Annotated in this window: 1 pseudogene; it reads left to right on the top strand. The window is 50.5% G+C overall.

The window, feature by feature from the left end:
* Positions 1–307: pseudogene (phzB, locus tag LT948_RS33120) on the top strand (phenazine biosynthesis protein PhzB); the annotation flags it as partial.

Here is a 307-nt window from a genome sequence, read left to right as displayed (position 1 = left end):
TTTCGTCGAGGACGGCTGTGGCGGTTTATGGACCACCGATACCGGCTCGCCCATCGTCATTCGTGGCAAAGACAAACTTGCGGAACATGCCGTCTGGTCATTGAAGTGCTTTCCCGATTGGGAGTGGTACAACATAAATATATTCGGAACCGACGACCCTAATCATTTCTGGGTCGAATGCGACGGTCACGGCAAGATTCTTTTCCCCGGATATCCCGAAGGTTATTACGAAAACCACTTCCTGCATTCCTTCGAACTTGAAGACGGCAAGATCAAGCGCAACCGCGAATTCATGAACGTCTTCCAG

This window comes from Pseudomonas sp. CP-1 (assembly GCF_021213715.1).
GTDB lineage: Bacteria > Pseudomonadota > Gammaproteobacteria > Pseudomonadales > Pseudomonadaceae > Pseudomonas > Pseudomonas aeruginosa.
Note: the sequence above shows the minus strand (reverse complement) of the source record. Positions and strands in the feature narration are given on the sequence as shown.